Genomic DNA, 25,964 nt, shown 5'->3' on the forward strand with positions numbered 1-25,964 from the left:
GGTTGCTTACAGGTTTTTGTACAGCCATTTGGGCATGTAGTACTTGCGCCGGTTGAACACGCTGCCGACCACTTTCGCCCCGGCCTGGGTCAACCGCTGCACCGCCGCTTGCGCGACTTCCCAGCGGGTGTCTTCGGCCCGTACCACGAACACCACGCCGTCGACCTGGGTGCTGATGACCAGCGTGTCGGCAGCCGAATACACCGCGTCGCCGTCGATCACCACAAAGCGGTACTGGCTGCCCAGTTGATCGAGCAACGGGCTCAGGCGCTCGGCGGTCAGGTGTTCCATGGTGCGGATCGGCCGGCCGTTGGGCAGCACGTGGAACGGCAGGCTCGACACCTGCACCACGCAGTCCTGCAACAGCGGCGGATTGTCCGGATTGAACAGCAGGTCGCGCAGGCCGCGCTCCTTGCTCAGGTTCAGTTGCTGGGTCAGGTTGCTCGCCGACTGGCTGGCGTCGACGTACAGCACTTGGCCGCTGCTCATTTGCGCCAGTTGACTGGCCAGCGCCAGCGCGCTGGTGGTGGTGCCGGCGCCGGGATTGGCGGCGGTCAGGAACAGGATCCGCAGATCCAGGTCCAGCACGGTCGAAGTCAGGTTCGACTCGCTGGGGCTGGCAATGCTCAGGCTTTTGTTGGTTGAACCGTCCATTAGCTTGCTCCGTGGCCGCTGAATACTTTGAAGGGGGTTTTCAACAGAATCTTCAGATCAAGCAAAAGGCTCTGCTCGGCGATATAGCTGAGGTCCAACTCAACGCGCTGGTCGAAGTCGATGTTGCTGCGTCCGGAGATCTGCCACAGGCCGGTCATGCCGGGGTAGATCGCCAGACGAGCGAGGTGACTGTCCTTGTAGCGGTAGGCGTTGAACGAGGTCGGGCGAGGGCCGACCAGACGCATGTCGCCGGTCACTACATTGATCAGGTTGGGCAATTCATCGAGGCTGGTACGCCGCAGGAAACCGCCGATCCCGGTGATGCGCGGGTCCTTGTCGATCTTGAAATCGATGGCGTCGGCACCGTGCTTGTTCAGATGGCGCAGCGACTCCTTGAGCTCTTCGGCGTTGGCGACCATGGTCCGGAACTTGTACATGCCGAACTTGCGGCCGCGGTAGCCGGTGCGTTTCTGCACGAACATCACCGGGCCTTTGCTGGTGAACTTGATGGCCAGCGCCAGACCGATCAGCAGCGGCGAAATCAGCAGCAGAATCATCAGTGCGCCGAGGCAGGCCACCACCCGGTTGGTGCGCGACAGTTGCCACGGCCGGCCACCTTCGCGACCGGTCACCCAGCCCTGGCCCTGACGATGGATCGCCGCGTCGAGGCGCATTCGCTGTTCCGGATCCATGCGTTTGTCACGCACCAGATGTTGGATCGGTACACCTCTTTCATGTCCAGTCATGGAGTCCTCCGCTGATGGTCAGCCGCGTGCGGCGCGTGGGCGATAGGCAGTGGGGTAGTAATCGCGGAACCAGGCGATGAACCGCCCCAGTCCCTCATCCAGCTCGATCCGGGGCTGAAACCCGGTGGCCTGGGCCAGATCGCCGGCCTCGGCGCAGGTGTTGAGCACGTCGCCCGGTTGCAGCGGCAGCAGCTCGACCACGGCTTTCTGGCCGAGGTGCTTTTCCAGCAGGGCGAGGTAGGTCTTCAGCTCGACCGGGTGCTGGCCGCCGATGTTGAACAGGCGCCACGGGGCCATGCTGCTGGCCGGGTCGGGCTGTTCGCGGTTCCACTCGGGATTGGCCCGGGGCGCGCGCTCGATCAGGCGTGCGATGCTTTCGATGATGTCGTCGATGTAGGTGAAATCACGCTGATGCTCGCCGTAGTTGAACAGCTTCAGCGGCGAGCCTTCACTGATGGCCCTGGCGAACTGGATCGGCGACATGTCCGGCCGGCCCCAGGGCCCGTACACCGTGAAAAACCGCAGCCCGGTGCAGGCGATGCCGAACAGATGGCTGTAACTGTGGGCCATCAATTCATTGGCTTTCTTGGTCGCGGCGTACAGCGACAGCGGGTGATTGACGCCGTCCTGTACCGAGTAAGGCGTGTGCTGGTTGGCGCCGTATACCGAACTGGACGAGGCGTAGATCAGGTGCTCGACCGGGTGCCGGCGGCAGCACTCCAGGATGTTCAGGAAACCGTCGAGGTTGCTGTCCAGATAGGCCCGTGGATTTTCCAGCGAATAACGCACCCCGGCCTGCGCCGCGAGGTGGACCACGACTTGCGGCCGTTCGCTTGCGAACAACGCTTGCAGAGCCGACGCGTCCGCCAGATCGATCATGGCGAGCTGAAAGTCGCCGATCTGCTCGCGCACCCAATCCACCCGATCGTGCTTGAGCTGCGGATCGTAGTAGCCGTTGAAGTTGTCCAGGCCGATCACCTGATGGCCGTCGCGCACCAGCCGCAGTACGCAATGAGCACCAATGAACCCGGCCGCACCGGTGACGAGGATTTTCATGGCCGCAACCCGTCAGGCGCGATGTGGCGCAGACCGATGCCGCTGTAGTGCAGGCCGGCGGCTGCGACTTGTTCCGGGTTGTAGAGGTTGCGCCCATCGATGATGACTTTCGAGCGCAGCTTGCTGGCCAGCAGCTCGAAATCCACCACGCGGAAATTCTTCCACTCGGTGCAGATCACCAGTGCGTCGGCGTCTTCCAGGGTGTCGTCGCGGGTGGCGCACAGGTGCAGGTCATTGCGGTAACCGTAAATGCGCCGGCATTCGGACATCGCTTCCGGATCGTAGGCCTGCACGCTGGCGCCTTCGGCCCACAGCGCATCCATCAGATAACGGCTGGGGGCTTCGCGCATGTCATCGGTGTTCGGCTTGAACGCCAAACCCCAGATCGCGATCGACTTGCCGGCCAGGCCTTGAGGGAATTGCGCCTTGAGCTTGCTGAACAGGATGTGCCGCTGGCTGTCGTTGACGTCGGTGACGCTGCGCAGCAGTTTGAGCGGCATGCCGTTGTGTTCGGCGGTGTGAAGCAGGGCGCGCAGGTCCTTGGGAAAGCACGAACCGCCAAAACCGCAGCCGGGGTAGATAAAGTGATAGCCGATGCGCGGGTCGGAACCGATGCCCTTGCGCACCGCTTCGATATCGGCGCCGAGCAGTTCGGTGAGGTTGGCCAGCTCGTTCATGAAGCTGATGCGGGTGGCGAGCATCGCGTTGGCCGCGTACTTGGTCAGCTCGGCGCTGCGGTTGTCCATGAACATCAGTTTTTCGTGGTTACGGCAGAACGGCGCGTACAGCTCGCTCATTTGCTCGCGGGCCAAATCGTCGCGGGTGCCGACGATGATCCGGTCCGGACGCATGCAGTCGGCGAGGGCACTGCCTTCCTTGAGAAATTCGGGGTTGGACACCACTCGCACCGCCAGAGCGCTTTTGCCGCGCCGTTGCAGTTCTTCTTCAGCGGTGTGCAGCACCTGATCCGCCGTGCCGACCGGCACCGTGGATTTGATGATCAGCGTGCGATCGTCCTCCATGAAGCTTGCGATCTGCCGTGCCACGTTGAGCACATGGCTGAGGTCGGCGGAACCGTCTTCGTCGGCTGGCGTGCCCACGGCGATGAAGATCAGTCCGGCATGTTCCACCGCATCGCTGGCCTGGGTGCTGAATAACAAACGCCCGGCCTTGATGTTTTCTTCCAAAGTTGCCGAGAGACCCGGTTCGCTAATAGGCGGTACTGCCTGTTGCAGTTGTTTAATTTTGTTCGGGTCAATATCGACGCACAATACGCGATGTCCGACATCGGCAAGTGCGGCTGCTTGTATCAGGCCAACATAGCCCGTACCAAATACGCTCACGTCCATATTGGCGTGCCTCGTAAGACGGTGATGGAAGATCGAAATTGAACTGTCAAAAGGGGTATAGCGCAGCGTGGGAAAAGCGTGTCAGCAAAATGACATGTTGCAGGTGTATAACACCCCCAAATTTGGGGGCGAATGGCCATCAAGTGCTTGCTGTAGATGGATTTGTCCCGTCCTTGACATGTTTTTCACAATTCGAAGAAAACGATAAACGGTCGTAGGCCGCGAAATTCAAGGGTTTTAACGACTTGGGTGTGTCAGATTTGAGTCAACAGTTTTTTGACGCTTTTTGATTATGTCCGACATTTCTTGCGCTTTGATGGCCCGGTGCTAGTGTCAGATTTTGACCGACAATCCCTTGACAATGCTTCGTCGGACGCGCCCGGAATTGCCATGTTTCGATATCTGAAAGAACTGCTTTTAATTATTTATCTGTTGCTTTATTTCGAATATTACCTTGACCGCTTAAATGCGATGGGTATGGGGTTGGCAGTACTTCTTTTTGGCGCGATGTTTTTGACGCTAACGTTTTCGTTATTACTAACGGCCTATATACGTCAGACTTTCATTCGGCATTTGTTCGCATTGACAATGTTTGTTTCGGCGGTGTTCTTCGATGTGTATACAAGGGTGACCGCCGATTACCTGACCTACAGCAGTTTCGTCTCGCTGGTGTACTCCGGCGGGTTCATCCAGGAAGCGGCGTATCAGTACCGGGGGGCGATCATCCACGGGCTGCTCAACGGGTTGTTGCTGTTGTTCGGGATCGGCCTCAAGCCACGGCACGCGATTGCGGTACCCAATGCCCTGCGGATCGCTGCGCCGGTGTGCGGTGTGTTGCTGCTCAGCGCCGTGTTGTTCGTGCGGGCCGGCGAGGGCGCGCGCGGATTGCCGATCATGTATACGCCGCTGGCCTATCTGAACCTGTTCGGCTACGAAGCGCTGCACAACACCGTCGGCCCGCGTGAGCCGGTGACCCTGGCACGCAATGGCCCGGCGGTCGGTCATGACATCGTGCTGATCATCGACGAAAGCATTTCCGGCAATTACCTGGACATCAATGCGCCGTTCGGTGTGCACAGCAACCTCAAGCAGGCCCGTCCGGGCGTCGAAATCTTTAATTACGGTTACGCGGCGTCCATCGCCAATTGCAGCGCCGACACCAACATCACCTTGCGCTACGGCGGCACCCGCGCCGACTACATGCGCATCAACAGCACACTGCCGTCGATCTGGCAGTACGCCAAAAAGGCCGGTATGCGCACGGTCTACATCGACGCGCAGCGCACCGGCGGCAACCTGCAGAATCTGATGAACGACGCCGAGAAAAAGGACATCGACGAATTCGTGCAATTTGACCAGACCAGCGTGCGCGACCGCGACATGGCCGCCGCGGCCAAGCTGATCGAACTGCTTAACGACGACAAGCCGGAGCTGGTGCTGATCAACAAGGTCGGCGCGCATTTCCCGGTGCACGACAAATACCCCGACGCCTTTATGGCCTACCGCCCGACCTTGCCTCGCGGGCAGTTCACGGAAGTCGCCGATACCGGCGAACGCACCGGTTTCAACGGCCAGCCGGATGACTGGGTGCTGTATCGCAACGCCTACAAGAACACCGTGCTGTGGAATGTCGGCGAGTTCTTCTCGCGGGTATTTGCCCAGGCCAATCTGCACAACGCGCTGCTGATCTACACCTCCGACCACGGCCAGGATTTGCACGAGCGTGGGAATCCGGGACTCAACACCCACTGCGGCGGCGATCCGGTGGAAGAAGAAGGGCTGGTGCCACTGGTGGTGATCCAGGGCGATCAGTTACAGACGCTCGACTGGTCGGCGCAACTGGCGGCGAACAAGGACCGTTCCAGTCACTACAACATCTTCCCGACCCTGCTGCAGTTGATGGGCTACGACCTGCCGGGAATCGAAGCGGTGTACGGCAAACCGCTGAGCGTGGCGACGGCGGATGAATTCACCTTCAACTACCGCTTCAACGCGCGGCTGGGGGCCAAACCCGAGTGGAAACACATCGACCTGAGCAGCATCGTGACGCCGGGTGAGGCGCCGACGAGTGTGGCGGTGGGTCAGTGATTTATGGGTTGTCCAGGCTGGCCTCATCGCGAGCAAGCTCGCTCCCACATTTGGAATGCAGTTTCCTGTGGAAGCGAGCTTGCTCGCGATGAGGGCGGATCAGACAAAGCAGAGTTCAGATCCATTCCTTGTATCCGCTATCCTTGGCCGACACGGATCGATCGGATGGCGGCATGCTCCAGGTTCAAAACGTCTTCAAAAGCTACCTCACCCCGCAAGGCCCGTTGCCGGTGCTGCAAGGCATCGACCTGACGCTCAAGCCTGGCAGCAGCCTGGCGCTGATGGGCGAGTCGGGCAGCGGCAAGAGCACGCTGCTGCACCTGATCGCCGGGCTCGACAAGGTCGACAGCGGCAGCATCAGCAGCGGCGAGCACCGTCTGGACCGGATGAACGAGGCGCAACTGGCCAACTGGCGGCGCACCGAAATCGGTCTGGTGTTCCAGCAGTTCAACCTGATCGGCAGTCTGCGGATCGAGGACAACCTGGCGTTTCAGGCGCGGCTCGCCGGTCGGCATGACCCGCGCTGGCAGCATCATCTGGTGCAACGCCTGGGGCTGGGCGAATTGCTCAAGCGCTATCCCGAACAACTCTCCGGCGGCCAGCAACAGCGGGTCGCGCTCGGTCGGGCACTGGCCGCACAACCGAAACTGCTACTGGCCGACGAGCCCACCGGCAGCCTCGACGAAAACACCAGCGATGAAGTGCTGCGGCTGTTGCTGGAATTACTCGACGACACACCGACCACGCTGCTGATGGTCACCCACAGTCAGCGCGTGGCAGCGCGGCTGGCGGAGCGGGTGGTGTTGTCCAGCGGTCGATTGACGTGAAGGTTTTCCGCCACGCGCTGACGGCGCTGCTCAGTCACTGGCGGCGCCATCCGGTGCAGTTTTTCAGCGTGCTGACCGGGTTGTGGCTGGCCACCAGCCTGTTGACCGGAGTCGAAGCGCTCAACAGTCAGGCGCGGGACAGTTACGCGAGGGCCAGCCAGTTGATCGGCGGCGAACCCCAGGCCAGCCTCAGCACGCCGAACGGCGCGACCTTCCCGCAACAATGGTTCATTGACCTTCGGCGTCAGGGCTGGCCGGTGTCGCCGGTGCTGCAAGGTCGCCTGACGCTCAAGAATCACGAAAACCAGCGTCTGCAATTGATGGGCATCGAGCCCGTGTCCTTGCCCGGTGACAGCGCGGTGGCCGGACAGGCGATGCCGATCGAGCGGATTGTCGAGTTCTTCAGCCCGCCGGGCAGCACCTGGATTTCTCCCGAAACCTTGCGGGCGCTGAACCTCGCCGACGGCGCGACGCCAACCACCGAATCCGGGCAGACGTTGCCGCCGCTGCGAGCGCAAACCGACATGGCCCCCGGCGTGCTGTTGGTGGACATCGGCGTCGCTCAGCGCGTGCTCGAACAACCCGATCAGCTGTCACGTCTGCTGCTGCCGAAGGATTTTCACGCCGAGGTGCCGGCCGCGTTCAACAGCCAGTTACAGCTCAAGAGCAGTGGCGAGGAAAACAATCTGGCGCGACTGACCGAGAGCTTCCACCTCAACCTCGACGCCCTCGGATTTCTCTCGTTCATTGTCGGTTTGTTCATTGTTCACGCGGCTATCGGTCTGGCGCTGGAACAGCGCCGGGGATTGCTGCGCACCTTGAGAGCCTGCGGTGTCAGCGCGCGGATGCTGATCGCTTGCCTGATCGTCGAGCTCGGCGCGTTGGCGTTGATCGGCGGGTTGTTCGGCGTGGTCAGCGGTTACTGGCTGGCGAGCGTGCTGTTGCCGGACGTCGCGGCCAGCCTGCGCGGTCTCTACGGCGCGGAAGTGGCTGGGCAGTTGCGTCTGAGTCCATGGTGGTGGTTCAGCGGCATCGGTTTGAGCCTGCTCGGCGCGTTGCTGGCCGGGGCCAACAGTTTGCTGCGGGCGGCGCGTCTGCCGTTGCTGGCGGTGGCGGATCCGCAGGCCTGGCATCAACAACATGCGCGCTGGTTGCGACGTCAGGGCTGGGTGGCCGGCGTATGTGCGGCGATTGCGTTGGCCGCGCTGGTGTGGGGCAACAGTCTCGCCAGCGGTTTTGTGTTGATGGCGGGATTGTTGCTCGGCGCCGCGCTGGCGCTGCCAGTGTTGCTCAGTTCGTTGCTCAACGGGTTGCTCGGGCGCAGCCGCTCGGTGCTCGGGCAGTGGTTTCTCGCCGATTGCCGCCAGCAATTGCCGGCGCTGAGTCTGGCGTTGATGGCGCTGCTGCTGGCAATGGCGGCGAACATCGGCGCCGGCAGCATGACCGCCGGTTTCCGCCAGACCTTCGACGATTGGCTCGAACAACGGCTCACCGCCGAGCTTTATCTGAACCCGAGCAACCCGGCTCAGGCGCGGGAGCTGTACACCTGGCTCAAACAGCAATCGAGCGTCACCGCGATCATGCCCAACTGGCAGGTCTCTGTGACGCTGCAAGGCTGGCCGGCGGACGTCTTCGGGATCATCGATCATCCGCACTATCGTCAGCACTGGCCGTTGCTCGAAGCGCGCGGCGATGACCCGTGGGCGGCGCTGGCCAAGGACGATGCAGTGATGCTCAGCGAACAACTGGCGCGTCGCTTGAAAGTGAGGCCGGGCGATCACCTGACGATTCCCACGCCGGGCGGGTCGTGGTCGCCACGCATCGTCGGCATCTACGCCGACTACGGCAACCCCAAGGGGCATGTGCTGGTCAACAGCAATCATCTTTTGCGCGGCTGGCCGCAACTGACGCCGAACCGTTTCAACCTGCGCATCGACCCGCCGAATATCCCGGCGCTGCTCAGTGCCTTGCAGGCGCGCTTTCAGCTTGATGACAGCCGCATCGTCGATCAGGCGCGGCTCAAAGGCTGGTCGGTGCAAGTCTTCGAACGCACCTTCGCCGCGACCGCCGCATTGAATAGCCTGACGCTGGCCGTCGCCGGTGTGGCGCTGTTCATCAGCCTGCTGACCCAGAGCCAAAGCCGCCTCGGCCAGCTCGCGCCGTTGTGGGCCCTGGGCGTGACGCGACGCCAGTTGATGCTGCTCAACCTTGGGCAAACGTGGCTGCTGGCGCTGTTGACGCTGGTGCTGGCCTTGCCGTTGGGCATCGGTCTGGCGTGGTGCCTGGACGCGGTCATCAATGTGCAGGCCTTTGGCTGGCGTCTGCCGCTGCGGTTGTTTCCATTGCAGTTGCTGCAACTGATGGGGCTGGCGCTGCTGGCGACGTTGCTGGCCTCGGCGTGGCCGCTCTATTCGCTGTACCGCACGCAACCGGCGGACTTGTTGAGGACGTTTGCTCATGAGGACTAGGTTTGCGGTGGTGTTTCTGGCGGTTTTTCTGGCGTTGTTGCTCAGTGGTTGCGACAACCCCGCACCGGAGCAGAAGGGCTTCGCCGGGATGGGCGCCCAGGCGCAGGCCTTCACGCCGGTGGTGCCGGGGCGAGTGTTCAGCTTTCCGGCGGATCACGGCGCCCATGACGGTTTCCGTATCGAATGGTGGTATGTGACGGCCAATCTCAAGGATGCGCAGGGCAACGATTTCGGCGTGCAGTGGACGTTGTTTCGCAGCGCTCTGAACGCCTCGCCGCAGCAGCCGGGCTGGGCCAACCAGACGATCTGGCTCGGGCATGCGGCGGTGACCTCAGCCAGCGTCCACCACGCTGCCGAGCGTTACGCCCGTGGCGGCGTCGGGCAGGCCGGGGTGCAGGCAGTGCCGTTCGAGGCGTGGATCGATGACTGGCGTTTCGTCAGTCAGGCAAGCGATCCGCTGGCCGACCTGCAACTCAGCGCTCGGGATAAAAACTTCAGCTACCAACTGCGCCTGACTTCCAGCCGTCCGCTGGTGCTGCAGGGTGACAAGGGTTTCAGCCAGAAATCCGAACAGGGGCAGGCGTCGTATTACTACAGCCAGCCGTTTTTCCAGGCCAGCGGTACCCTGCAGATCGACGGTCAGACCTACACCGTCAACGGCCCGGCCTGGCTTGATCGCGAGTGGAGCAGCCAGCCGCTGACCGCCAACCAGACCGGGTGGGACTGGTTCTCCCTGCATCTGGACAGCGGCGAACACGTCATGCTTTACCGCATGCGTCAGAAGGAAGGTGCGCCTTATCTCACCGGTACGTGGATTGCTGCCGATGGCCAGACTGAAACGCTGCAGGCCGGGCAGATCAAGCTGACCCCGCAGGACACTGCGAAGGTAGCCGGACGTTCGATGCCGGTGCGCTGGTCGATCGGCATTCCGGGAAAAGATCTGCAGATCACCCTCGATGCAATCAATCCCGATGCCTGGATGAACCTGCGCATTCCGTATTGGGAAGGGCCGGTGCGCCTGAGCGGCAACCGGGGCGGGCAGGGCTATCTGGAGATGACCGGGTACTGATTCCGCGCTCCGGGCCGGAGAAGAAATCGATTGGAACTCTCTCCAGAATGCCGCCTCTACCGAGGAACATGGCCGAGGATCCGATCCATGAGCGAGGAACTGAAACCGCCAGACCTGACGACCTGGCAGCAAATGTTTGACGATCAGACGTACTGGCAACAGTCCCCGGATGCCCATTACTTTGATTTGCAGCGCATCGCTGACGATCTGTTGGGGCAGGGTGCGATCGATCTTGAGCAGTGGCAGCTGCTCAAAGCCAAGGCCGATGAACTGCACAAGGACTCGCCCGCCGTGAACGTGGCGCGGGAACTCGATGACCCCGAAGCCTGAGGAGGCCTGGCATGAATACTGTCCCTGATAGCGAGCACCCCGACGAACCTCGTCCGCCGGGTGAAACCGAACGCGACAATGATGCACTGCGTCCCACCGATCCCAAACAGCGGCAGCGTTCCGGGAAAGGCACCGCCAGTGGTGAGTCCACGGCGCAGGACACCGCGCAGCGATCGCTGAACAAACCCTGATGCGCGTCTATGCTCAGTGGCACTCCCATCGCTGAATACGTTGGCGATGGGGGCTGCCATCCATCACAGGGAACGTACCGCTTATGAAGCTCCAAGCACTGACGCACGCCATTGCACTCGCCACTGTTCTGTCTGCTTCCACGGCGTTCGCTGCCGATATTCCGTTGTCGGCGACTGTCGAAAAGGATCAGGTCACCACCAAGGTGCTCGCAGTTGATCCGGCCAATCATCAGGTTGTCCTTGAAGGCGAAGAAGGTCGCCAGGTGCACATTCAGCTCAGCGACAAGGCGAAAAACCTGGGAAATCTGAAGGTGGGTGATCTGGTCAAGATCGAGGTTCAACATTCGATCGCCGCTTTCCTGGACACCGATGTGGATAAAGGTCTGCCTGGCTCCACTGAGCGCACAGGTGAACTGCGCAACGCCGTGGGCAGCAGCAATCCCGGTGGCGAGGCCTTCCGCCAGGTTCAGGTGCAATTGAAAATCACCAAAATTGATTTGGCGACAAACCGGGTCACTCTGGAAAACCCGTCGGGCCAGTCCAAAACCCTCAACGTCGAAAAGCCTGAGATTCAGGCCAAACTGAAAAACCTGAAAGTGGGGCAGAGCGTCATCGTCACTTACACCGATGTATTAAAAGTGACCAGTCAGCATGAAAGTTGAGTATTGACTCTACAGCGTGACTGTTCTTGTACAAGTAATTGTATGAGAGCAGTCATATGAAGTGTTCGAGGCAGTGAATTCAGAAAGTTTGTCGGGAAATATCGATGAGCAATATTCTTTAACTTTTCAGTACATAAAATTCATCTTCAATTAGCACGACATATCCGCCAACTTCCATTAAAATCCCTCCCGTTCGCCCAGTGTCAGGGCTCTTTACCGGTGCATGGATTGCCAGGCCATCACACTGGGCGAACACCTCCTCGGAGTAGAGGCCAAAGAATTCAGATGCAAAAAGGGCGACTTTAAAGTCGCCCTTTTTAATTGCCTTACGATTTGGCAGGTCGCATGCCTCGTTGTAACTGAAGGCGCTTGAGCGTTTCCTGATACATGGTGGTGCGGCGGTGCTGTGTGCCGTATCCACCGATAGCTGCCACGGTGCCGGCCTGGATGTGATCGAGGTAGCGGAAGATCGTCCGCGGCGAGAGACATTTGATGCCGTAGCCAAGGCTGCTTAAACGATCCTGCAGCGTGTATCCCGGGACCCGGTCGTCCATCGAAAAATGCAGCCCGTGAGCTTTGATCAACCGTGCATTCCACAAGGTGCAGAAGCTTTTCAGGTGAGTTTCCCGGTAGGGTTTCGGATCTCGGGAGGGCAACCCCAAGTGCTGTTTTGCCCGGCGGAAATAGTGTTTGAAGTAACGCGAAGACAAGCGCCAGGTGTCTCTAAGGACGCCGCGATCTAATTGCTCGACGCAACCGACCGCTGCTGTATCCAAAGATTGCATACATTCATTCATCATCATCGAAAAGACAGTGCTGTCAAAAACGAAAGTATCGGTATGCAGCAAAAACAGGTAATCGGTTTCAACTTTTGCAAGTGCCAGATCAAGTGCCTTGCCATGAGCAATATGCCCCGCTTCCTTGCCGGGGGAGGGGCGCTCGATCAAGTTGATCCAGTCCAGAGACCGCAAATAGACCAGGCTTTCATCGGCGGAATCATTGTCCACCACCCACACCGGAATTTGATGCTCCTTGACGTATTGCTGGAGAAACTCCAGGCACATCCGGGTTATTTCCGGCGTCTTGTAATTGACCAATACAAGGCTGAAGGCGGGCAGTTGTTTTGAGGTGGAATTGATCGCACTCATGGTCCGGGCTCACTTCAAGTTGAAGGGTTCTGCTGACAGCAATCAGCACACAGAACCGTTGCTTTGTGGCCCGGATGGTAGGGACGCAACCTTAGTTCAAACTTAATTTTAGAGCGCCCGGTCCGGGTGACTTGTTACGGCTTGCGACGCAGGCGAGGCGCTTGGCGATCAAGCGCGGTTCCACGGTAAGATGCGCCGCCATTACAAGCTCAAGGAAGACAACGGCTCGCGCCGTTCGCCACGGATGAAACCACTTTCTCTCTACACCCAGGCTACGTCGAAGGCATGGAACTCTCATTCGGCTAAGCCCGCATCGGCGGCGGCATCTGCCAACTCAGCAACCACATCCACTGGATGGCCATTCACTCACCCTTGATCGTCATCGAACGCGCCGACCCGGTCCTGGAAGACGGCCGCGTCCTGCCATTCGGCTCCGGCGCGGCGATCTTCTACAACTACATCGACCTGGTGCTGCACAACCCGACGGATTGCAGCTTTCAGCTGAAGCTGAAGGTGGGGGAGATGCAGTTGGAGGGCGAGTTGTTTTGTGATCGGGAGCGGGCGTATCGGTATCACGTATTCGAGGTGGGGCATCGGTTTGTGCGGGAGGGGGAGCGGGTGTATCGGGAGAATGAAATTTGGCGGGAGGTGAGGGAGAAGGGGCAGGTGGGGGCTTTGGTGGAGAGGGAGAGGTTGTATGGGAATCGGGTGGTGGTTAAGTATGAGGTTTTGGAGGGGGTGATTGAGGGGGGATAGTGGTGATGTCGCTTTAGTCATTTGGTTTGCTTCATGTGTCGGAAGCGTTTGTCGATTCTAGCTTTCCAGGTTTTTTAATATGTTCTCTAGCGCGATTTTCAGCTCTGCCCAGTTTTTGGCTTTTTCACAATGAGTAGGATTTTGCCAGTCTTGATTGCGGATTAGAGAGATTACAAAGGAACCGTATGTGCTGAATTCTGGATGCCATCCAATATCGAGTATTTGGCCGCATGGGAAAGTCGCTTGAAAAAGGTCTTCCTTTAAGTTTTCTATTTCGAGAGAAGTGTCGATTGTTTTATCAAGCTGGGAAATGTCATCGAGAGTTATTTTGGCTCCGAGAGTGATGATTTTGCTTGTGTTCATTTAGTGATATCCAAGGGGTATTTGAGGGGGGGTTGAGCACTACTCAGGTGTTGGTTGGGTAAAGGGTGATTTGAATGGCTGAAATCTCTATAAAGCTCGGAAAAATAAGATCTCTATTTTCGTTTTTTAGTGAGATGAGGATGATGGAGTTGCCGAGTTTTAGCGAGCTGCATCCATCTTTGCTAATAGAAATCAGCTCTGCTGTTATATAGGTTGTTTCTGCTTCGTGGCGAATTGATGGTGTGTTGCTCATTGATGTGGAGATGTTTTTACCCCAATAAAAATCATCATCAATATTTATTTCGACGTCATAGGAACGGTTTTCTATTGCCTCTAGATTGAATAAGCTTGAAAGACCTTCTCCGTAAGGGGTGGAGAATTCAACAAGGGTCTTTTCTGTGTGGATTTTAACTATGCGCGATATTGTGATTTTCATGAGTTTATTAAGTAAAAGGGGGCGGATTAGAGTAAAAGGGGACGGATTTATTTTCTTTAACGAAAAATAAATCTGTCCCCTTTTGGTCTATTTTCGAAGTTTAAATGATAAGCGGCGTAGATTGCGATCCACTTTCGAAGTGACTCATCCTGTGAAGGTGGCTCTTGAGCAATTTCTGTATATGATTTTGCCTCAAAGCCCCACCAGATTTTCCTCGGGATTGTCTTCTGAATACTCATTTTTTATCCTTTAAACTTGTGTGAAAAGGGGAGGGATTTATTTTCTTAAAAATAAATCTGTCCTCTTTGGATTGAATACACATATTTGGATAAGATGTTGGGTGTGGATGTTTTTAATCTTCTTCATTCCATTTTGTATGGGTCTCAATCGCTATTTTTAGCCATGCGCTAAAGTCAGGATGTTCTCCGTGAAGCTCCCACCCCTCTGAAGCATATGCATGTATTATTAGCACTTTTGGATTGCCGGATAAATCATCGCCGTCAAAGCAAGCAATATCATCATTGGCGTTGAACTTTGCGAAAGGAACTAACGTGCGGTTGGGATACAGATTTTTTAGCGTGTTGTGCCAGTAGTTTATTTTTCCCTCTTGATATATTAGTAACCACCAAGGTTCAATGTCCGGTTCAGGTTCCGTAGTCGCGAATTTTATAAATGTACTAGGGGAGTTATAGTTTTTCAGGTGTTCAATGTTGAGAAAAATTTTCATTTTGTTTGTTCGAAAAGGGGATAAATTGTCCCTTTGATTCTGTTTTTTAGTTAAGACCATTCTATGGAAAGGTTGTCTGGCCAATCAGTGGGTACTATTGCTAATGTGCCGCTTGATGAACGCATTCTTGTGAGCCTGAAAAAATATTGGCTTGATTCCATCGTCCTCAATCTGTGGCCATCTACTATATTTCTAAAATAGCGGTACCTTGAAGTAATCCCTAAGGCAGCCCGCGCGGATTTAGGTCTAATGGCAAACTGTGCGGCCAGTTGTCATATCGATCGGAATGGCTCTAGACTCCGTCTTGCGAGTCAGCTACGGCTCGAAAGTCATCAGATTACGTCGTCATTGAATCTAAGCCGCCTCCGCTAAATCGAGCAACTCCTCCAGCCCGGATTCCTTTATTTCTTGCTCCATCTGATAACACACAAATAACAAATCTACATTAAGAAAGATACCAAGTCAGGAACTCAAAAAAACCGCTCCATTTTATCTGCACTGTGCCAGCCAAGAATTCATCTCGCTTAGCCAAGCTAAAATCTAAGACCTCACCACTATTTTTGTCGTACAGGTAGCATCCCTCGCCCTGAACATTTGTAAGGCAAATGAAATTTTCTGGAAGCTCCCACACCTCCTTAATAAAATCTGTACCGACCTCTATTTCGTTACTGGGGGCGGCGATGTCACATAGTTCCTCCTCTGAAGAACTGCTTTTGAAAAAAGTTATGGTGTAGTTTAGAAAAAACTCGGCCAGTTCACTGCTAGGATCGATTCCGAGGGCCGCCAGTTCTTTTAAGACGGAATTTTTATCTCTCCGGTGAATGTCACCAGGTTGTTTCTCAATGAGTTTTACTAATTCATTAGGGATCATTTCGAAGCCTCGGCTGCTCGGTCTTTCCAATATTGTGGAACTTCTTTCTTGAAAAGTTCCCTGTCTACAGGTTGCTCTGGGTGTTGGCTGTGCCCATAAGGATGCACCGCTTCTCGTCCTCTACCTTTCAAAGTGGTCAGGTGAGTTTTTCGACTCAACTCAAAAAGCGGGCCTTTTCCATTTTGCCTTGAGTGGTGTAACTGGAGCTGCTGAGGAACTCCGTCCTTCATGATGTACGGTGCACCACCATCTTTCGCTCTATCCAAGTTAGACACGCCTTTGTGTTCTAGACTCCAGTCAATGTCCTGTTGGAAGACTTTATATTCATTACCTGTTCCTTTTCCGCTCGCTTTCCATGTGGTTTCAGTCTTGAAAAACCTAGGATTTTTACCATGTTCAGGTCCCGGAACCTTCGGTGCACCCTCATCTACCGTAGCGGCAGTTTCAGGGGGCTTTAAAAGGGACTCTTGCCCATCTACCTCGGGAGGGGGGCAGTTGTTTAGCCCCAACGGATCCACCCACCCCCTAGGGTTAGGCACGTACTGGTAGCTGTTCAAGCCACCCGCAAGCTTGATCGGATCCGGCGTCAAAAAGCGCCCACTGCTCGGATTGTAGTAGCGGTGCCGGTTGTAATGTAACCCCGTCTCGGAATCGAAATACTGACCCTGGAAGCGCAACGGGTTGTCGATTTCACTGACATCCAGCGCCGCGAGGTTGCCGTAGGCGCGGTACTTCGCGGACCACATGACTTCACCACTGTAGTCAGTGAGTTTTTGCGGCGTGCCTAGATGATCGAGCTGGTAATAGAACGGCGTCGCCTTGCGCGGGCCTTCACCGTCGAGCATGGCCAGCGGGCGGAAGCTGCCGGGTTCGTAGATATAGGTGCGATAACGGTTGTCGGCACTTTCGGCGATCAGGCGTTCGCCTTGCCACAAGAATTAGAAAATGGGACAGATTTATTTTCTTCAACAAAAAAATAGATCTGTCCCATTTTAGTTCTGAAGAAGGGGATAGATTGTCCCTTTACTTGTGTTTTTTTAGTCAAGACCATTCTATGGAAAGATTGTCTGGCCGATCAATGGGTACTTTGGCCAATGTGCCGCTTGATGATTGAACATGGATGCTGCTGCTGTGAATCATGATTTTGTTAAATGAATTGGTTCCGCTCAATACGATCAGTCAGACTAGTTCGTTGGTGTCTTTTTTGCAGTGCCATTCAGATCTGTCCCCTTTGACTTTGGGTTTGAAAAGGAGACAGATTTGTCAATTTTTGTTGAGTTCAGTCTAGCGGGTACTCGCAGGTCCATGGGGGCGTAAATAGCTCGGGGTTTATGTTATTTTCATAAAGAAAAGAGTTTATTTCTTCCTCTGTTTCCATGGTTTTGCACTTTGTGATTGTTGTGTCGTTGGCGCCAATGCTGTCTCTTGTTTCGAGAAAGTGGATTGGGAGAGTGAATTCTATAATGACGTATTTAGAATTTTTTGCATCCTCTAGAAATTTGTAGTAACTCTCTCCAGGGTATCTATTTTCAAAGTTTAAATGATAAACAGCATAGATTGCGATCCACTTTCTAAGTGACTCATCCTGCGAAGGTAGTTCCTGCGCAATCTCTGTATATGATTTTGCCTCCAAACCCCACCAAACTTTTCTAGGGATAGTCTTCTGGTTGCTCATTTTTGTCCTTCAAATTGGTTTGGCCAATAGATTCTTATAACTTCCCCTTTCACAGGGTGAAGCTGCAAATGTGGATGATCACCACTTCTGCTGTATAAATGGTCGAGAGGCTTTGGCATATGTCAGTGTGGTTTAGCAAGAAATCATTTGCCGGAATCCATATTTTTTTTGTTAATTTTTCTTCTTTTGCTGAGTGCTCGAAGAGGTAATAGAATCCATTATTGAGCGTAATTGAGTTTTGTCGAGGGTATATTTCTTCAAGCCAATGTTCTTGAATTTTATTTTTGTCGGTGGTAAACATTTTTGCTTGCAGATTCGTTTATCGTTGGTTGGTCTTTCAAGCCTGTTAGCTGAAAGGGGATAGATTTATTCTCTTCAGTAAAAAATAAATCTACTCCCCTTTGTTTTGTAGTTTTGATAGCCCATTTTAGCTTTCTAGTGGTTACTCGAGATAATAGTTAAATTTTTCCTCCCATCCGAAATTCACATCCTGTTGCTTTGTGCGTTCAAAAATATTTATTATTTTATTGTACGAATCTCCCATGCTTTTTTGAGAGTATTCAGAATTTTTCCATATTAAATCTACGGGGCGTTCCACGTTGGTGCTGAGTAGGTCCCATAAGGCATTGAGATTGTTTCCATAAAAATCTGTCACCGCAAAAGCAATGGCTATTTTTTTATGAAACTCTTGCTCTGATGAAATGGTTAAGCCATCAAGTACAATTATCATTTTTAAAACTCACTTCCAGATTAAAGGGGGCGGATTTATTTTCTTCAGCGAAAAACAAATTTTTCCCCTTTAGTCTGGTTTGTTATGAAGTTTTGTATTTTTTCAAGCATTCAAGAAGGACTGACATGAAGTGGCGCTTATCAATGGGCTCATCAGAAAAGTACGTAGTGATTTCGGAAAAAACGCGATTGAATTTCTCATTTTTGTTTAAAAAAAATGTCAATGTGTCAATGTACCATTGCTGCTCGCTTACGATGCGTTTTGTAAAATCAGGCTTGATCAGGGTGTTAAATAGGTGTGTTAATTCATCATCATTATTTATGTCGGTTTTTGCAATTAGGTCTTCTACGGTTTCATCTTGATCGCTATTTATGTCGAAAGGGAATAGTAGCGATGGGATTATGTCAAGTGTCGGCTCTAGTTTCATTTTTCATATTTCGGGAATGATGTTTTAGGTAGGCCGTTATCGTCGAGAATTGTCACGGCTTTTGTTTGTTGCTTGTATTTTGTTCCGCCCTTTTTGAAGCCTTCTCCGATCGTTCCGCCCATGCTCATAGGACGCTCAGCTAACGCTTTATTGCCGGTATTTTTGTATATGCGCATCGCGCGTTTGATAGCTGTAAGTTGTGCTTTGTGGCTGGTGTATCGTGTTGAGTTCGGTGTTATCGGCTTTCCATTTCCGTAGGTTTCAATTACGCCGGTGGTTGGGTTTTTGCCAGTCGCTGCTCTATCCATCTGTGACTGAGTGGTAGTCTGTGCGCCATGTTTTTCAAGGAAATGATACCTAGGCGAAAGATCCTCCATCGCCTTTAGCTCCTTGTATGCCATTGCTTCTGTGAGCTCATGAATCCTAGCTTGGCGCTCAGCCCGCGTCATCGTTGGTGGATTAGGTTCTCCGTCATTAACAACAGCTTTTTTTGTCGGATCGCTAACATCCCCTGATTGCGAATCCTTATTACCAGGACAGCTATTCAATCCCAACGGATCAACCCACCCCGTAGGATTAGGCACGTACTGGTAGCTATTCAACCCACCCGCAAGCTTGATCGGATCCGGCGTCAGAAACCGTCCAGTCCCCGGATTGTAGTAGCGATGCCGGTTGTAGTGTAGGCCCGTCTCTGCATCGAAATACTGACCCTGGAATCGCAACGGGTTGTCGATTTCACTGACATCCAGTGCCGCGAGGTTGCCGTACGCACGGTACTTCGCGGACCACATGATTTCACCGCTGTAGTCGGTGAGTTCCTGCGGTGTGCCCAGATGATCGAGCTGATAGTAGAACGGCGTTGCCTTGCGCGGGCCTTCGCCGTCGAGCATCGCCAGTGGGCGGAAGCTGCCGGGTTCGTAGATGTAGGTGCGATAGCGGTTATCGCCGCTTTCGGCGATCAGGCGTTCGCCTTGCCACAGGAACTCAGTGGTGTGACCGTCGACATTTTTTTCGATTCGGCGACCGAAGGCGTCGTATTTGTAAGACGCGGTGCTGCAACCCGGCAGGCTGACGCCGATCAGTCGATGCTGGCAGTCGTAGCGATATTCGGTGACGAGTTTCTGTCCGGTGCCACGGCGTTCGCGGATCAGGTTGCCATAGGCGTCGTAGTCGTAGTGGCGGTCGCCCTGCATCAGCAGGCGGTTGCCTTTGACGTTGGCGAGGTTGGCTGTGCCTTCGTTGTTCTGGCCGAGCAGGTTGCCGGCCGGGTCGTGGGCGAAGGTTTCCGGTGTCGCGCCACGCACGCTGGTCAATCGATCAAGCGGGTCGTAGTGACTTCCGTTTCAGCCGAGTCTCTGGATATCCAATTGATGTTCTTAACATGTCTATGATTTGCAGGGACGGATTTATTTTTTTCAACGAAAGCAAATCCGAACCCCTCTGATTACAGAATGGCGCCTAGAGCGGGTATTCACAGCGCCATGGCGTGGTGAACAGTTCTGGGTCAATGTCGAGGTTTGCAAGAATAGTGTTGATTTCCGCTTCGGAGTCCATGGTTTCTATTTTCACGATAGTAATGTCTCGGTCGTCCACGCCATCACTTGTTTCAAGTGTTTCGGTGGGAATTGTGAATATTACTAACGCATATCGGGAATTTTTTGATTGATGGATAAAATCGTAATATTGATGTGGGTCATTGGTGAATTGGTATTTATAAATGGCATATAAGGAAATCCATTTTCTTAGCAAATGGTTTTCGGATTTTAGCTCTTGTGCAATATTGTTGTAGCCTGTTCCGTCGAGCCCGTACCATACGCTTCTTGGGATACATTTCTGTGCTGTAATTTTTGCCCCTCGAACGGGTTCGGCCAATAAATTCGGATGACTTTTCCATCTTTTGGATGTGGCTGAAAACGAAAAATAAATCCGTCCCCTTTGATTCAAAGACGCGTTGGAAATCGACCTGGTCGCATCGAACCGCGAGCCATAAAACGAAGACCTCAGGCCTACCCCTTGCTGACCCAGTCACGTCGGTCAGCAAGGGCTGAGGTCAGGAAGAACGGGCATGCTAAACATGTTAAGTAAGTGCCATTCAAATCTGTCCCCTTTTGGTCCCTTTTTACTCATCTGATTGGCTGTTGGGTTTGCACTTTCTTCAGAGTGTTCTCAATGGCGGTTTTTAGCTCTGTCCAATTTTTTGCTTTTTCGCTGTGGATTGGTTTTTCCCAATTGAAGTTTGAGACTAGTGATACTTTGAATTCGCCACTCTCACTGAATTCTGGATACCAGCCGATATCAATTATTTGTTGGAATGGAAAAGTTGCTTGAAATAGGTCCTCTTTTAGTTCGTTAACTATGGATGAGATCTCAGTAGACTGGTCTAGGTGGGAAAGATCATCGAAAGTTATGGTTCCGCCTAGATTTTCTATTTCTTTAAACATTTTTATTTCTTCTTTTTCGTAAGTTTTTTAAATGCATCTTCGGAGATTGGGTGTCCATGAATTGTATTTGCACTGAGCTCAATCCTCATGAATCTAGTTTCTTTACCATCGTTTGCGCCGATGGTTCGCCCCATATCAATTACTTTCCAAGGTTTTCCGTTGTTTACTTCTTGTCCGTGTTCAAAAGCGTGTCGTTCTAATGCTTCGATGTCAGTGCCCGGTAGATATTTTGCTGCTCCGCCATTTGCAGTTGATTTAACAATCGATGGCCACGGAGCTTTGGGAGCTACGTGTTTATTTCCATGGTTGGTCCATTGAACATCTGGAGGTTTCGGCGCTCCGTCATTAACGCTTGCTTTGCGTGAGGTTTCTACTGTTCCGGTCTGGCGATTTAATTTTCCAGGACACTCGGAGTTCAACCCCAACGGATCCACCCACCCCGTAGGGTTAGGCACGTACTGGTAGTTATTCAACCCACCCGCAAGCTTGATCGGATCCGGTGTCAGAAACCGCCCAGTCCCCGGATTGTAGTAGCGATGACGGTTGTAGTGTAGGCCCGTCTCTGCGTCGAAATACTGACCCTGGAAGCGCAACGGGTTATCGATTTCACTGACGTCCAGCGCCGCGAGGTTGCCGTAGGCGCGGTACTTCGCGGACCACATGATCTCGCCACTGTAGTCAGTGAGTTCCTGCGGTGTTCCCAGGTGATCGAGTTGGTAGTAGAACGGCGTTGCCTTGCGCGGGCCTTCGCCGTCGAGCATCGCCAGTGGGCGGAAGCTGCCGGGTTCGTAGATGTAGGTGCGATAGCGGTTGTCACCGCTTTCGGCGATCAGGCGTTCGCCTTGCCACAAGAATTCGGTGGTATGGCCATCGACGGTTTTCTCGATGCGGCGGCCGAAGGCGTCGTACTTATAGGATGGAGTGCTGCCGCCCGGCAGGCTGACACCGATCAGTCGATGCTGGCAGTCGTAGCGGTATTCGGTGACAAGTTTCTGTCCGGTGCCACGGCGTTCGCGGATCAGGTTGCCATAGGCGTCGTAGTCGTAGTGGCGGTCGCCCTGCATCAGCAGACGGTTGCCTTTGACGTTGGCGAGGTTGGCGGTGCCTTCGTTGTTCTGGCCGAGCAGGTTACCCGCTGGATCGTGGGCGAAGGTTTCCGGCGTAGCGCCACGAACGCTGATCAATCGATCGAGCGGGTCGTAGTGGTAGCTGCGGCTGCCTTTGCGGCTGTCGTCGATGCCGGCGAGGTTGCCGTTGGCGTCGTAGTTATAGCGGCGCTGGAACAGGTTTTTTTCACGCTGGCTGACACTGTGCGCTTGCAGGCGGCCTTGTTCATCGTACTGGTATTGGCTGAGCAGCAGGCCTTGTTGGCGCTGCTGTTCACGACCGGCGCTGAATTGGTGGCTGGTCAAGCGTGAGCCGTTGAGGTCGATGCTGCTCAGACGTCCGCCGTACAAGTGGCGGTAGTCGAGTGTGCTGCCGTCGGGGAGCCGGCAGTGACTCAGTTGTCCGACGCTGTCATATTCGTAGCGCGTGGTGCCCCATCCCTGATGCTCGGTGATCAGGCGATCCTGCACGTCGTATTCGTAGGCAAGCGGCCAGTGTCCGTCGTCGACATTCACCAAACGGCCCAGGGCATCGTAGCTGTAGTGTATTTCTTCGCCATCGGCGAGGGTTTTCACCAGCAGTCGACCGGCAGCATCGCGCTGATACTCGGTAACCAGTTCGCTGCCGTCATCGCCGAATTCGGTTTTCTTCAGCAACTGGCCGTTGAGGTCGTATTCGTACGCGGTGCGGCGGCCGTCGAAACCGGTTTCCTGCTGGATCAGACCGTTGGCGTAGTAGTCGAGTTTGTAGTGCTCGCCGCGCTCGTTTTCGATTTCAGTGAGTAGCAGGCCGGCGTTGTCGTAGCGATAGCGCAACTGGCTGCCGTCGGGATTGATGCGGCGGCTGACCAGATGCAGGTTGTCGGCGTATTCGTAGCGGGTGATGCGGCCGAGCTCATCGCGTTCGGCGGTGACGCGTCCGTACGGGTTGTAGGTGAAAGCACGGGTGGCGCCGCCGGGGAGGGTGATCTGGGTAAGGCGATCGACGGCGTCCCATTGATAATGGGTGATGGCGCCGAATTCGTCCTGACGCGTGATCTGGCGTCCAAGTGCGTCGTAGCGGTACTTGCGTTGACCACCGTCCGGAAGACGCTCCTCCAGCAACTGACCGAGATTGTTCCAGCCCAGTTGATGGCGGCTGCCATCAGGATGGTGAATTTCCAGCAGGCGGCCCTGGCGGTCGTAGCTGTAATGGGTTTCGTTGCCCTGAGGGTCGATTTGCCGGGTAATGTCGCCTTGTTGATTGCGGTCGTATTGCCAACGGGCCTTGCCACGTTTGACTTCAATCAGTTGGCCATCGAAATAGTTGTAGTGGGTAGGTTCTTCTTCCGGCGGGATGACAGCCATCAATCGTCCGGCATCGCTGTATTGATACTCGGTAATGGCCCCCATTGGATCTTTTACAGCAACCAGACGCCCTTCATCGTCATAGGCGTTTTGCGTTTCCGCACCATCGGCAGCGGTTTCACTGATCAGGCGTGCATTTTCGTCATGCACGTAAACCTGTTCACTGCCATCGGCGTTGTGAACCGTAACCGTGCCTTTGTCATCCCACTCGTAGCGAGCTTCCAGTTGCGAATAGTTGGCCCAATGACGTACGCAACGGGAGAGTTTGCCTTCACGTTCCCATTCCCAGAAGAAACTGGCGCCACCGGCCAGTTGCCGCTCAAGGATGACGTGCTGATCGTTGTAGCGGTAATGCTCGGTTTCACCTGCGGCATTGGATGCCGAGATCAATTGATTGCGAGCGTTGTAGCGGTAGGTGACTAGGGTCTGAATGGTCAGCCACGGATCCTGGCGTTCACCACGTTCGTCATACTCGGAACGCTGTTGTTGCTGATCCACGGCCATGATATGGCGGTCATCGTAACGCAACAGCAACGCGCGGCCAGCACCGTTATCGATGCGCTGGATCCGCCCCACCAGGTCATAGCTGATATGCACCTGATTTCCGTATGAGTCACTGACCGTCGTCAGGCGGTCTGCGCGGAAATGATAAAAGCGTGGTTTTGCCCCTGCCTGGGTGAGGATCAGTTCACCCGGTGCCTCGCCCAGAAAAATGGCTGCTTGAGCCAGACTGTTGGTGATGGCAGGCCGTTGTTCCGTCGGCATCGGGAAGCGGGTCTGACGGTTTTCGTTATCAGTCCACAGCACGCCCTCATCGTTGATTTGCAGGCGATGGGACAGAGAGTGACTCCAGCCATGGCCCAGACGCCCATCGATTTCAACCGCGCTGCTGCGGTAGAGGCGCGTCCATTCAATCGGCAGCAGACCACCCAATACACCGTCAGTGAGTGTCAGCAATTCCTCGCCGGTAACCATCGATACCGGTTCACCGTTGGTGCAGGTTTTATCGGCGCACTGAGCGGGTTTGTCGGCGGGGTTTTTCGACTGATCAGGTGCGTTGTCTACTTTTTCCTGCTGTTGGACTCGAGTGTTGTTTTCTTTTTTGCCGCGAGCATGGATCTGTGCATCCGTCTCCACGGCCCCACCCGAGACGGGCGGCTTTTTCTTCGGTGGTGTGGCTGTTTCTGCGGGTTTTGGAGGCGCGATTTCGATACTTGCCTTCCGCGCCTGATTGAGTGGCGAGTTGCCGTTGAGCATCAAGGGCTTTGCGGTATCGGCGTGGCCTGTCGCATTCTTTTTGCTGATTTTCATCAGCATCGAGGTGAAGTCTTCGATCAGCTTCATGACCTTGCCGCTGTTTCTTGCGGCATTCAGGCCTTTGGTGCCGATACGGACGGCCAGACCGATCCCGCCCGTCAAGACGATACCGATCAGGATGTTCAGCAGCACTTCCGTGGTCAGTTCCGACAAGACCTCAGTGCAGGTCTGCGGAGGCAGCATCTTGACCCACGCGACGATCGCCGCGACGTAGATCCACATGAGTGGTTCGTCACTGGCAATTAGCAGTGCTGTTTGGATGGCTTCTTTCGAAGCGTTATAGATCTTCTTTATCTGTTCTTCGGTGAAGAATTTTTTGAGTTTCTCGTAGTTTTCCCGAGGATGCGCAACCAAGTCGTAGAGGCTCTTGATGTCCCCCCACAGCCCCATGATTGCCTTGAGGAATCCTTTCCAGGCCGACTCCAGCTGTTGCAATGCCCGTCCACCCATGGATGCATTGGTGTGCGCTTGCCAGAGCGGCAGAAAATCGGTGGTCCACTCGGTTTGCAGCCAGGCGCTCAGATCTCCTATGACGCCTTGATAGGAGTTGAAAAGGCTGTCGATCTGAGCTTTGGTAGGATTGGGGAAGAAAGTGATTTCGTATTGTTGATGCGGTTTGAGGCCTGTGACCTCCAGAATTCCGCTTGGGCCGATCTTGACGTTGATGGCTTGACCGACTTCGTTCTTGCCGTAGAGCTTGCCATCCTCCACCGGCACCAGCCGCACAGGCGTATTGCCGATAGGGACAAAACGCGCAGATTCGAAACTGTGGACCAGCTTCAGTTTGCCGTTGGCAGGGCAGTTGGCATAAAGGGTATTGGCCTTTTTACTGTCCTTGTCTGCGGTGCCGACTTCGTCACCGACCTTGAATTGCTGCTCTGCATCCAGAATGCCGCCGTACCAAGCTTCGGCATGCTCGCGATAATCCTTCAGGCACTTTTTGAAATCGCTGATGATGGCCTGAGCATCAGGCTGTTTTGCATTGAGATTGGCAACAATCTCACCCATCAAAATGCTCATACAGCCACCTCACTTTCCAGATGGGCCTTCAGCAGGCCGGTAAAATTTTCTTCCGTGAGTAGCGTGCGTTTTACGAAGCGCGCCACTTTCTTTTGCAGGTTTGATTCCGGGAACGAGAAGTACAGGTCTGCATGCTCTTCCTGCAACCACTGCATCATGT

21 protein-coding genes and 4 pseudogenes are annotated in these 25,964 nt (G+C 54.6%); 9 read left to right on the forward strand and 16 right to left on the reverse strand.

Going from position 1 to position 25,964, the window contains the following annotated elements; genetic code table 11:
* Nucleotides 1-6: 6 nt before the first annotated feature.
* From CAF73_RS26600 to CAF73_RS26615, 4 genes are read right to left on the reverse strand one after another with little or no spacing between them, the layout of a single operon-like run.
* Complete coding sequence (locus tag CAF73_RS26600; protein WP_085698620.1) at nucleotides 7-654, reverse strand: CpsD/CapB family tyrosine-protein kinase; 648 nt, start codon at nucleotides 652-654, stop codon at nucleotides 7-9.
* Complete coding sequence (locus CAF73_RS26605) at nucleotides 654-1,400, reverse strand: sugar transferase (protein WP_085704884.1); 747 nt, start codon at nucleotides 1,398-1,400, stop codon at nucleotides 654-656. The genes CAF73_RS26600 and CAF73_RS26605 overlap by 1 nt, the downstream gene beginning before the upstream one ends.
* Nucleotides 1,401-1,418: 18 nt before the next feature.
* The gene (locus CAF73_RS26610) at nucleotides 1,419-2,456 is read right to left on the reverse strand and encodes an NAD-dependent epimerase (protein WP_085698622.1); all 1,038 of its coding nucleotides are present in this window, start codon (nucleotides 2,454-2,456) and stop codon (nucleotides 1,419-1,421) included.
* Entirely contained in the window at nucleotides 2,453-3,805 is a 1,353-nt protein-coding gene (locus CAF73_RS26615; protein WP_085698623.1) for a UDP-glucose/GDP-mannose dehydrogenase family protein, read from the reverse strand. Before CAF73_RS26615 ends, CAF73_RS26610 begins: the two co-directional genes overlap by 4 nt.
* A 390-nt stretch (nucleotides 3,806-4,195) precedes the next feature.
* Here CAF73_RS26615 and CAF73_RS26620 point away from each other — a divergent pair, with 390 nt between their 5' ends.
* The 7 genes from CAF73_RS26620 to CAF73_RS26650 all read left to right on the forward strand — a co-directional run bounded on the left by CAF73_RS26620 (nucleotide 4,196) and on the right by CAF73_RS26650 (nucleotide 11,440).
* Entirely contained in the window at nucleotides 4,196-5,893 is a 1,698-nt protein-coding gene (locus CAF73_RS26620) for a sulfatase-like hydrolase/transferase (RefSeq protein WP_085704886.1), read from the forward strand.
* A 173-nt stretch (nucleotides 5,894-6,066) separates the two neighbouring features.
* Nucleotides 6,067-6,720 carry an ABC transporter ATP-binding protein gene (locus CAF73_RS26625; RefSeq protein ID WP_085698625.1) on the forward strand — a complete coding sequence of 218 codons (654 nt, stop codon included), beginning with the start codon at nucleotides 6,067-6,069 and terminating at the stop codon, nucleotides 6,718-6,720.
* Complete coding sequence (locus tag CAF73_RS26630; protein ID WP_085704888.1) at nucleotides 6,717-9,188, forward strand: FtsX-like permease family protein; 2,472 nt, start codon at nucleotides 6,717-6,719, stop codon at nucleotides 9,186-9,188. The genes CAF73_RS26625 and CAF73_RS26630 overlap by 4 nt, the downstream gene beginning before the upstream one ends.
* Nucleotides 9,178-10,257 carry a lipocalin-like domain-containing protein gene (locus CAF73_RS26635; RefSeq protein ID WP_085704890.1) on the forward strand — a complete coding sequence of 360 codons (1,080 nt, stop codon included), beginning with the start codon at nucleotides 9,178-9,180 and terminating at the stop codon, nucleotides 10,255-10,257. Before CAF73_RS26630 ends, CAF73_RS26635 begins: the two co-directional genes overlap by 11 nt.
* Before the next feature lie 87 nt (nucleotides 10,258-10,344).
* Nucleotides 10,345-10,587, forward strand: coding sequence for a hypothetical protein (locus CAF73_RS26640; RefSeq protein WP_085698628.1), 243 nt, complete (start codon nucleotides 10,345-10,347; stop codon nucleotides 10,585-10,587).
* Nucleotides 10,588-10,598: 11 nt separating this feature from the next.
* A complete protein-coding gene (locus CAF73_RS26645) occupies nucleotides 10,599-10,778 on the forward strand; it encodes a hypothetical protein (RefSeq protein ID WP_085704892.1) in 180 nt (59 codons plus the stop codon).
* An 83-nt stretch (nucleotides 10,779-10,861) separates the two neighbouring features.
* Nucleotides 10,862-11,440 (forward strand): hypothetical protein, encoded by a 579-nt coding sequence (locus CAF73_RS26650; protein WP_085704894.1) that lies wholly within the window; start codon nucleotides 10,862-10,864, stop codon nucleotides 11,438-11,440.
* Nucleotides 11,441-11,766: 326 nt separating this feature from the next.
* Here the strand turns inward: CAF73_RS26650 and CAF73_RS26655 are convergent, their stop codons facing one another.
* Nucleotides 11,767-12,588, reverse strand: coding sequence for a glycosyltransferase family 2 protein (locus CAF73_RS26655; RefSeq protein ID WP_085704896.1), 822 nt, complete (start codon nucleotides 12,586-12,588; stop codon nucleotides 11,767-11,769).
* Between the two features lie 258 nt (nucleotides 12,589-12,846).
* Here CAF73_RS26655 and CAF73_RS26660 point away from each other — a divergent pair.
* Nucleotides 12,847-13,344 (forward strand): annotated as a pseudogene (locus tag CAF73_RS26660) (VanW family protein); the annotation flags it as partial.
* Nucleotides 13,345-13,401: 57 nt separating this feature from the next.
* Here the strand turns inward: CAF73_RS26660 and CAF73_RS26665 are convergent.
* The 9 genes and pseudogenes from CAF73_RS26665 to CAF73_RS26715 form a co-directional block, all read right to left on the reverse strand.
* Entirely contained in the window at nucleotides 13,402-13,707 is a 306-nt protein-coding gene (locus tag CAF73_RS26665; protein WP_085704900.1) for a hypothetical protein, read from the reverse strand.
* A 43-nt stretch (nucleotides 13,708-13,750) separates the two neighbouring features.
* A complete protein-coding gene (locus tag CAF73_RS30010) occupies nucleotides 13,751-14,143 on the reverse strand; it encodes a hypothetical protein (protein ID WP_139834878.1) in 393 nt (130 codons plus the stop codon).
* Between the two features lie 352 nt (nucleotides 14,144-14,495).
* Nucleotides 14,496-14,870 (reverse strand): hypothetical protein, encoded by a 375-nt coding sequence (locus CAF73_RS26675; RefSeq protein ID WP_085704904.1) that lies wholly within the window; start codon nucleotides 14,868-14,870, stop codon nucleotides 14,496-14,498.
* A gap of 445 nt (nucleotides 14,871-15,315) precedes the next feature.
* Nucleotides 15,316-15,741: a hypothetical protein gene (locus CAF73_RS26680; RefSeq protein ID WP_085704906.1), complete on the reverse strand. Its 426-nt coding sequence runs from the start codon at nucleotides 15,739-15,741 to the stop codon at nucleotides 15,316-15,318.
* Nucleotides 15,738-16,679, reverse strand: a pseudogene (locus CAF73_RS30870) (RHS repeat-associated core domain-containing protein); the annotation flags it as partial. The pseudogene CAF73_RS30870 and the gene CAF73_RS26680, both read right to left, overlap by 4 nt.
* A gap of 341 nt (nucleotides 16,680-17,020) precedes the next feature.
* Nucleotides 17,021-17,416: a hypothetical protein gene (locus tag CAF73_RS26690; protein WP_085704910.1), complete on the reverse strand. Its 396-nt coding sequence runs from the start codon at nucleotides 17,414-17,416 to the stop codon at nucleotides 17,021-17,023.
* A gap of 442 nt (nucleotides 17,417-17,858) precedes the next feature.
* Nucleotides 17,859-18,146, reverse strand: coding sequence for a barstar family protein (locus CAF73_RS26700; protein ID WP_085704914.1), 288 nt, complete (start codon nucleotides 18,144-18,146; stop codon nucleotides 17,859-17,861).
* Nucleotides 18,147-18,569: 423 nt separating this feature from the next.
* Nucleotides 18,570-19,907 (reverse strand): annotated as a pseudogene (locus CAF73_RS30615) (RHS repeat domain-containing protein); the annotation flags it as partial.
* A gap of 124 nt (nucleotides 19,908-20,031) precedes the next feature.
* On the reverse strand, nucleotides 20,032-20,445 hold the full coding sequence (locus CAF73_RS26715; protein ID WP_234204817.1) for a hypothetical protein: 414 nt from the start codon (nucleotides 20,443-20,445) through the stop codon (nucleotides 20,032-20,034).
* 63 nt (nucleotides 20,446-20,508) lie between these two features.
* Here CAF73_RS26715 and CAF73_RS30015 point away from each other — a divergent pair.
* Nucleotides 20,509-20,658: pseudogene (locus CAF73_RS30015) on the forward strand (IS4 family transposase); the annotation flags it as partial.
* A 38-nt stretch (nucleotides 20,659-20,696) separates the two neighbouring features.
* Here CAF73_RS30015 and CAF73_RS26720 read toward each other — a convergent pair.
* Both CAF73_RS26720 and CAF73_RS26725 read right to left on the reverse strand, forming a co-directional pair.
* A complete protein-coding gene (locus CAF73_RS26720; RefSeq protein WP_085704918.1) occupies nucleotides 20,697-21,014 on the reverse strand; it encodes a hypothetical protein in 318 nt (105 codons plus the stop codon).
* 2 nt (nucleotides 21,015-21,016) lie between these two features.
* Nucleotides 21,017-25,804, reverse strand: a complete 4,788-nt coding sequence (locus CAF73_RS26725) for an RHS repeat-associated core domain-containing protein (RefSeq protein ID WP_085704920.1) — start codon at nucleotides 25,802-25,804, stop codon at nucleotides 21,017-21,019.
* Nucleotides 25,805-25,964: the final 160 nt, after the last annotated feature.

This window comes from Pseudomonas sp. B15(2017), from assembly GCF_002113215.1.
Lineage (GTDB): Bacteria > Pseudomonadota > Gammaproteobacteria > Pseudomonadales > Pseudomonadaceae > Aquipseudomonas.